This window comes from Pseudoalteromonas luteoviolacea NCIMB 1942, from assembly GCF_001625595.1.
Lineage (GTDB): Bacteria > Pseudomonadota > Gammaproteobacteria > Enterobacterales > Alteromonadaceae > Pseudoalteromonas > Pseudoalteromonas luteoviolacea_A.
Window position 1 is genome coordinate 1 of sequence record NZ_AUXT01000070.1, and the last position, 8,902, is coordinate 8,902.

At 41.2% G+C, this 8,902-nt stretch carries 3 protein-coding genes and 1 pseudogene; 2 read left to right on the forward strand and 2 right to left on the reverse strand.

Annotation, left to right across the window (positions count from 1 at the left end; all coding sequences use genetic code 11):
* Positions 1-151: 151 nt before the first annotated feature.
* Entirely contained in the window at positions 152-1,633 is a 1,482-nt protein-coding gene (locus tag N482_RS04890; RefSeq protein ID WP_063376010.1) for a hypothetical protein, read from the reverse strand.
* A gap of 315 nt (positions 1,634-1,948) precedes the next feature.
* Here N482_RS04890 and N482_RS04895 point away from each other — a divergent pair, with 315 nt between their 5' ends.
* Together N482_RS04895 and N482_RS04900 are read left to right on the forward strand one after the other, a co-directional pair.
* Positions 1,949-5,980 (forward strand): hybrid sensor histidine kinase/response regulator transcription factor, encoded by a 4,032-nt coding sequence (locus N482_RS04895; RefSeq protein ID WP_063376011.1) that lies wholly within the window; start codon positions 1,949-1,951, stop codon positions 5,978-5,980.
* Positions 5,981-6,427: 447 nt separating this feature from the next.
* On the forward strand, positions 6,428-8,152 hold the full coding sequence (locus tag N482_RS04900) for an SWIM zinc finger family protein (protein ID WP_155730482.1): 1,725 nt from the start codon (positions 6,428-6,430) through the stop codon (positions 8,150-8,152).
* A gap of 341 nt (positions 8,153-8,493) precedes the next feature.
* Here the strand turns inward: N482_RS04900 and N482_RS24075 are convergent.
* Positions 8,494-8,831 (reverse strand): annotated as a pseudogene (locus tag N482_RS24075) (integrase core domain-containing protein); the annotation flags it as partial.
* Positions 8,832-8,902 lie beyond the last annotated feature (71 nt).

An 8,902-nucleotide genomic window follows, 5' to 3' on the forward strand; every position in this document is an offset into this window, starting at 1 on the left:
TTCACGATCTCACCCTGAAAGTAAATACCCGTTTACATGCTTTACTTGATGATTGCGCATTAAGCCTTTTTAAAGAAATACAGCCGTAAGTATTAATTTACTTGCGGCTGTATTGTGTGGGATCTATTTGTGATTTTTAGAACAGTTGAGGCTAATTACACTCTGTTGTCCAGTTTTCACCGTCTGTACTGCACTCTAACACGTAGGTGCCGTCTGATTTATATGATTGCTTAGTCCATCTACCATCATGGTAGCGAGATGTGATAACTCGGTTTTCACCTGTATCATCAGTTTTACGCTTGTGCCACCAAGCATAAGGAATGGTCACATCATCGTGTAGCTCGTAGCCTGACTGGTCTAGGTAATAGACAATTACCGCCAACTCTAACAAGCTAAGCTTGTTTTTCATATTATACCAATCGGTTAGACCCTCTTTGGTATTACTATGTTTGTCTTGGCCAACTTCTACTAGATAGTTAATGCCATTTTTATCATAAGTAACTGAAAGACCACGATTAGGCGCGTCACTAAAGTCGACGTCAAAGTCACAGGTTTGGTCTTTCGCTTCTCTTTGCACTAATTTCCAGTTATCGATTTCGTATTTAATATTATTGATATTCAGCGTTAACTTTTCGTGGTGTACGCAAGCGCCAATATCTTCAGGGTCATTAATGACCACATCGACCGTTTGTGCATATGAATGGCCACCACTGAGTTGTATGCTTTTAATTTTACGGTCGTAATGTATGAACAAGACATTTTTCAGCGAGTCATCAACACGTGCATTTTCATCAATGAGTGTGTCGCCTTCTTTTGAGTAGATAACAATCCTGCGGTACCAGACTCGTTCATCGCTTTCAGGCTGATTTGGGGGCGTACCTTGGTAATGGAGCACGCGGATCTCCGCTGCGTCGAGGTGTTTTTTGGCAAGTTCTATGTATTTTTCAACGCTTGCTTGCAAGCCTTTAACGATGTCCTCTGCGAGCTTTTTCAGTGCTTCATCACCGTTTTCAATATAGTCACTAAATAGCTGTTCCTCAGAAATGTTGTAGTGATCGATGACTTGTTTGGTCGTTTCTTCTAAAACGATTAATAGTACTTCTCTTTGTTCATTGCTTTGAACAAGTTGCTCACACGTGGCGTCTTTAAATTCTGGTGTCTCGACCAATGACTGCCAAAGCACGGTCGTGAGTGGCGTGATATGTTGAAGTGCTTCGTCGTTTAGTGACTCAAGCGTGGGTGGCAATACCATTTGATAAGGTTTGGTGACTTCACCTAGGTCTTCGTCAATCGCACCAACTGGGACATCTACATACGTAGGTACATAAGATGCGCATTTTGCTTGTTGCTCGGTTAGCTCAAGAATATAGCTCCCTTTGTCGGTAGAGATAACAGAGGGTTCATCGGCATCTTTTATTTTATTGTTGTTGAGATCAAGCCAAACCGTTGCGCCTTGTACATATCCGTCGATAACTCGTCCTCTACGAGCGTACCTGTTTTCTTCCGTGGTTACTTTTTTATTGTTGTCCAATTCAATGCTTGGAGATTTAGAGCCGCCTTTTGAGCCACAGCCACTGATAGCGGCCGAGCAAAGTATGGCGAGGCTAAGCGTTTTTATTGGTGAATTAAACATGGTAATTCCTTATTTATATTGCAGGCTCTTGATGTACTGCTTGTGTTTACTGCTGTTTGTACCTGTTGGTCAAACCCACTTATGTATATGCGTATGCATGAGGAGGCAAAGCATCTACTTAGGTATGTCAAAATTATATTGGGTGCGTAAATGAGGGCGGTAACACAAAACAGACATTAATACGCAATTATCTGACATTCTGGTGTCCAAAATGGGACATTTGATAATTATCTAATTGTTGTTATTATGTCAAACAAGCTGTGCGTATTAAAACTAATTATTAAAATATAAGCAAACATAACAATAAGTTACTCTATGTTTAAAGATCTCTTAGCGACCTTTTTTGTAAGGTGCTTTTTTGTAATTTTTATTTTGCTTGGGTTTTACCCAAAGGCAGACGCAAATGCGGGCAAGACGCTCAGCGTGGGCGATGGTCTGCCGAGCAATCGTGTGTTTGATATTACTCGAGATCACCGTGGATTTATGTGGCTTGCTACGGAGCATGGCATTGCAAGGTTTGATGGTGCAAGGGTAAAGCGCTTTTCAAAACATCAAACACCTGAATTGAGCAACTCTTTGTGGGTAAGGGATGTGTTGTTTGACTCGCAGCAAAGACTTTGGGCCGCAGGTAAACAAGGCCTTGAAGTGCTCAACCCGCATGCCGAGGCATTTAAACAGGTGCCAACTGGGCAGGGCGCAACCTCACTCAATATTTATAGCCTTTTTGAGTCTACCCAAGGTGAGATCTGGGTCGGAGAAAAGTCAGGGCTGTACAAATTCGATAATGGCGTACTTAACCTTGTGCCTTTCAATATCGAGAGTAACGACCAGCGACCAGAGCAACCTACATTTAACGACCGTGTGTTATCGATTACTCAAGTCGACGAGTCTACCTTATTAATGGCAACGGATCCTGGGATTTTGTTGCTTGATATTACAAAGCAGCAAGCTCAGTTTATTAAAAACGAAGAGGGGGAACCTTTATTTGCAGATAAAGTGTGGCGCCTTGACGATGGCCGTATTTGGCTGAGTATGCAAGGGGTGGGGCTTGCACAGTACTTTTCTAGCGATAAGAAAGCGATAGTACAATATGTAGATGAAAATCAATTTGACACTGTAGGCTACGTGTTTGATTTAAAAATGCACGGCGACACGTTGCTTGCGGCTTCGTTGAATGCGGGGCTTGTGCAGTTGAGCGAGCAAGTCATCCCAGTGGGAGACTCACCGCCACTGCTTTCTATTTATAGAGACGAGCAAGTGCTTGCACTGGGAAGCTACACAGAAGGTGCGGTACTTCAACATGCTAACCTGAGCGCTGCGCAAAACTTTGCCTTTACTCACCCAAGCGAAACGAACCAGTTTGAAATAAATGATGTGTTGGTGTTAGAGCAACATATTTGGATTGCTGACCAATTAGCTGGACTTTGCCGTTATAAAATGAGTGGTACATTTGATGGGTGTTTAAAAGCATATGATCTTTCAGCGCAGGCTATAGCTAAGGGCAAGAGCAATACACTTTGGGTAAGTTTGTATCAAGAGTTGGTGCACCTTGATGCAGAGTCGATGCAAGTCATAGACAAGTTTAGTTTTGCAGAGATGGGTATCCCAGATTCGATATATGCAATGGTTTTTGAAAATGATACCTCTATTTGGTTATCCCATAGTTTTGATGGTTTAACTCAGTTAAACCCCAAAACAAGGCAAGTCAAAAGGTACACGCGTTCAAATTCAGAGTTACTTAACGATCAAGTGCACAGTATAGTGCAACATCAAAGCATGCTTTGGGTAGCAACATCAGCAGGGTTGCAATTGCTAGACTTAACCACGGGCGAATTTTTACAACTAGATTCGCAGGGGCCTGAATTTTCTGGGGCGATTTATGATTTGTATTTGAGCCCATCAGGCGTTTTATTTTTGCAATCAGATGCAGGTATTAAGGCTTTTGATACCTATAAAAAAGATTGGCTCATGCTACCGACTCAAATTGCCAATGTTACCAATGCCAGTGTTGCATTTAGCAATGACGGAAGAGCATGGTTTGCAAATGGTTTGGGTATTTTTGGCTGGGACCCAAGTGATGCGAGTGACGTTATTCATTATTACGACAAAGGTGACGGGCTTTACCATCAAGGTTACATCGGTAGCGCAGCATCCACAGCTCATGACAGCTTAGTATTTGCCTCTGCCGATGGACTGACTTTATTTGCTCCCAAAAAACTCATCTATTTCGACGCAAGCCCTAAAGTCAGTGAGTTTGAAATAACATTGGCTGATGGCAGTACACAGACTTATTTTAATAAGCTGTCACTTGATGAATTACCCTATCAGCATGCCAGCATTCGCTTTAGTTTGACCAACGCCAACTTTGCCAGTGTTTCAAAGCAGCAGTTTCGTTACAAGCTCGAAGGTGTGTCTGAGGCATGGGTTGAGTTAGGCAGCAGTCGAGTACTGATGATCCCTAAGCTTGCCCACGGTAAGTACATTTTGCAGTTGCAAAGTACAGACAGTAATGGCAACTGGTCTGCAACCACTGGTCAGTTTGTGTTTTCAATCAAAACACCGTGGTATGCCACTGTATGGGCCTATATCGCGTATGTTTTTACATTTATGCTTAGCTTGTTTGTGATTTATCATTTACGGGTTAAAGCCCTTAAAGGCATCCAAAAGCAATTAGAAAAAGAAGTGGCACTTCAAACGAAGGCAATTACTGAGCAAAATAAACAGCTTTTCGAAAAATCATCTGCCTTGGCAAGTGCTGAGGCGCAAAGAACTTTACTGCTAAAAACCTTGTCTCATGAGTTGATGACGCCAGTGTCCTTAATTCAGGGCCCTGCGGAGCAGTTGATGAAAGTCGAACATGCACAAGAGCGCAATACAATGGCAAACATTGTGGTAAGTAATGCAAAGCGGCTAAAAGTGCTGATCGAGCAATTAATGCAGGCTTCTGGGCACAGTGGTGGAGAAGTTCAAACAACCGAACAATCACAGCAGCTTTATGATCTTTCAAAAATTTGTCTTGAACAAGCCAGTGCATTTGCTCCCTTATTGGCGCAACACGAATTGCGACTTGAGGTAGATATTACACCTCATGTTATGGTTAAGGCAAAGCAAGATCAGCTCGAACAATGCGTGAGTAACCTGCTCAGTAACGCGATAAAGTATAGCCCCAACGGGCGACGTATTTTACTCACATTAAACAAGCCAAGTATTACAGAGCCGTCTGTTTGCATGCTAAGTGTTTGTGACCAAGGTATTGGAATTTCAACAGACGAGCAGAGCAAAATTTTTGAGCCAGAATATCGAACAGAGCAGGGAAGTAAACACAACGTAGGGCTAGGCATTGGGTTAAGTGTCGTGAAGTCAACAGTTGAAGCTTTGGGTGGCGCTGTCGAGGTCTCTTCAGTTGAGGGCCAAGGCAGTACTTTTACACTTATGTTTAAAACTGTTGAAAGTGAGCCTATTACTCTGTCACGAGCCGCTGTCGACAACGAGACAAATATTGATGAATCAATTGATAATAACTCAGAGATTCAGGACCCCCATAGCATACTAATCGTTGACGACACGCCCGACATGCTGACGTTTTTACAGAGTGTTTTTGGTGCATCTTACTCTGTAACCGTTGCACGTGATGGTGAAGAAGGGCTAGAACTGGCAAAATCACAGCTCCCAGATTTGATTATTTCAGATGTGATGATGCCAAAGTTGGACGGGTTTGGGATGCTGTCTGCGGTTAAACAACATTCGCTGACGGCGCATATTCCAGTAATTTTACTCACTGCTAATTTAAATGAGCAAAGGCAAATTGAAGGCTTAACGCTGCGGGCTGATGACTACATCACAAAGCCCTTCAATTTACAGGCGCTCGAACTTAAAGTACGCAATATATTTAAGCGTCAGGAGGCCACACTCCAGAAGTGGCGCAGCCGAATTACTCCTCAACCCACTCAGGATGCCTTGAGCTTACCCGCATTGCCTAAGCTACAATTTAAAGACCAACCTCATATCTACGACTTTTTGGATAAACTCGACAGAGTCGTCGAGCAGTATTATCGCAATACACAGACAACCGTCAGTGAATTAGCCAAAGAAATGGCGTTGAGTGAACGTCAGCTTCATCGTAAGTTAACCGCGTTAATTTCGATGGGGGCAAACGAGTATTTAAGAACGTACAGACTGTATAAATCAATTACACCATTACTTCATGGTGGGAGTATCGCACAAGTTGCCGATGACGTCGGGTTTAATTCTGGTTCTTATTTTAGTGCTTGCTTTAAAAAACACTTTGGAATGACAGCAAAAACTTTTGTACAAAAGCAACGAGATAAACACAGTCAGTTAAATTAGTACTAAGTCTCGGTGATTATTCTGTCGTTTTTATACTTTTATATGCTTTAGCTTTTATAAAGGCGGATTGCGATTATTCGCAAATGAGAAAGGGGAGCGCTGCGCATATAGCTGTACGCACTTTAAGATCTGGTTAACCCATTATATATTATATATATCCTGTTTTTTTCGTCGATATTTCTCCAAAAAACAGATTTTCGACTATAACTGATACTGAACTACAAGAAGTAGTATACAAAATTAACAGTCGCCCAAGAAAGATTTTAGATTATCAGACGCCTGAGGAAGTCTTTTCACTTGATAGTTTATAATGGTGCACTTGCATGTTGAATTCGGGTATTTTTTCCTGTTTTTCACAATAATCGGAGTAAACGTCATGACAGTAATGTATTGACGTTGATATAGTGTGGTGTGATTGCATTTTATATCAAATTTAGTGAAACAAATATGAGCCCAAAAACGCCAATAAAAATAGCCTTTACCGAATACGACATTAAACAGTTGTGTGATGATGAAAAAATCTTTTTAAAAGGGAACGCGTTAGCAAATAAAGGTGCAGTAAAAAAGTTGTCTCTTAAAGATGATGCTGTTCATGCCATAGTATGCGGGTCTGATGATTATGAGATTGAGCTAGACCCAGAAGCGCTTAATTGGTGGGCTTGCAATTGTCCTGCTGCGCGTTACCAATCAATGTGTAAGCATATAGTGGCAACTTCACTTACTTTGCTGACATCTGAAGGGGGCAAAAACGTCGTGGACGCTGACTCAGAAAGAGAGCATATAAAAAAGTATTTAAATGAAACCCAGGGCGCAAAAAATCCTGATGTTTTAATGCAAATGTACTTAGATTTACTGGCCAAAGATGACGTTAACTGGCAAGAGGCATTAAACAAAGCAATGTTATCAAAGAGCTGTGTGAGCTATAAAGACGTTAAGTCAGTTATAACAAGAGCACTTCCTTTAAAAGACATTTGGGAATGGCGAGAAGTAGACCACTATTTTTTAAACGCGGAGCGGCAGTTAGACAAGGTTTGGTCGTCGCTAAACGCACTGGATGTTAAAGCGCAGTGGAAACTGCTCTGGTATATTTTAGAGCGCCTGAATAAAGTGCTATTAAGAATTGACGATTCAAATGGGGCACGTTTTGGTATCGAAGGTGGGCTGTATCAAAATATGCCAAAGGTATTTGCGAAACTACCTTGGAGCGAGGCTGAAAAAGCAGAGTGGTTATTTAATAATTTGGCAGACCCCCAGTTTGATGTATTTCCATCCATAGAGTCTTACTTTTCTGATGAAATACAAAGCAATACTGTATTTTTAACTAAGTGCCAGCAGTACATTGAACAGCCTAAAAATAAGCAAGATGGTTGGCGGCAACACGTTGTGGTTGATGTGTTACTCAGTTTGGCTAATAGCTGGCAAGACAAAATAAATATAAAACTAAAAGTTGCGGTAACAAGCAGAGATTATTTAGAAATAGCAGAGCTTTGCCTAGATAATAACCACGACCTTGATGCTGAACATTGGCTTGAAAAGGCGCGAAAAGTCGACGACAGTCGTGATAGTGTTGCGTGTGATAGGCTAGCGATAAAAATAAAGCTACATCATGGTGAATTGCAAGGTGCGTGGAAGTTGGCCAATCAAGTATTTTCAGCCCGTCCCAGCTTTTACGAATATGAAGCACTGGTTGTATTTAAAAAACAACACAACATAGATGATGATGGGTTTGTCTCACGGGTTGAGCAAGAGTTTATCGCGGCGACTAAATTAAACAAACAATACGGTAGATTAGCTTTTGATAATCTATTAGCGTTTTATATAGCACAGCAAGACCTTAAACCAGCTTGCCAATTGATAGAAAGTTACAATGCAAATGATGACTTAAAAATTAAGTTGGCTAATGCGCTGATTAACTCATCATCTACTCAATCACTTAATTTATATGAGCAGGTCGTCAAAGAGAAAATCAATTGGACTAATAACGATGCATACCAAGAAGTCATCAAACTACTTTTAAGCCTAGAGAAAAAGCTGCCAAGCAAAGCGCAGGCGCAGTTTTACCAATTTATCGGTGATCTGGCGCACAACAATAAGCGTAAACGCAATATGTTCGCATTGTTTAACCAGCACTTTGAACAGGCTGTGAGGGAATACAAGCAATTACGGTTTTGAGTGTTTTTAAAAACCTAGCATACAACGAACGCAATTAATGAGATGACGTTGAATAGACTTTGCTCACTGCGAAAGGGTAAGCCGTTATTTATTCTTTTACTTGGTTTAATAGTTTTTTATTTCAAATGGTTGTGAGTTTTTAAGGGGGAAAGTTACACTTTAATTTTTCTGTACTGTAATTTTTTTGAAATTCTGTTTTGGGTAATTTTCTTCTCATTTAGCTATAAATATTTTCATTTGAGTTGAAAAGGACCTTTCATGCAATCGGCAGTATCTAGCAATTTTATCGGCTCTAACACTGGTTTGGTGACTGATCTGAACCAGTAAAACTGGACACTTTATTAAGCGATGTTTAATTGTTCAAATCTTTCTGGGCTTAAGTAGCCCAAGGCACTATGCCTTCTATTCTTGTTATAATCAATTTCGATGTACTTAATATGTGCTGACGCATAGCTTCACGATTCATAATTGGTTCATATTGAACGGCTTCGACTTTCGTTGAGCGGAAGAAGCTTTCAACACAGGCATTGACCCAACAGTTGCCTTTGCGACTCATGCTTTAGATTAAACCGCTCTTCTTCATTAAGTCACGATAAGCGTGAGCGCAATACTGGCTGTCGCTATGCACAATAACACTCTTAGGCTGACTTCTTCGCCACAGAGCCATTTGCAGAGCATCGCCCCGCGTGGGGAAGGGTTTTTAAAAAAATTGGATGTAAATTGGGTAATCCCCCCTAAAAATAACAGTCC

Bases quoted from the DNA above. Each gene is read 5' to 3' on its own strand.
- N482_RS04890 (WP_063376010.1), bottom strand. From the start codon at position 1,633: ATGTTTAATTCACCAATAAAAACGCTTAGCCTCGCCATACTTTGCTCG.
- N482_RS04895 (WP_063376011.1), top strand. From the start codon at position 1,949: ATGTTTAAAGATCTCTTAGCGACCTTTTTTGTAAGGTGCTTTTTTGTA.
- N482_RS04900 (WP_155730482.1), top strand. From the start codon at position 6,428: ATGAGCCCAAAAACGCCAATAAAAATAGCCTTTACCGAATACGACATT.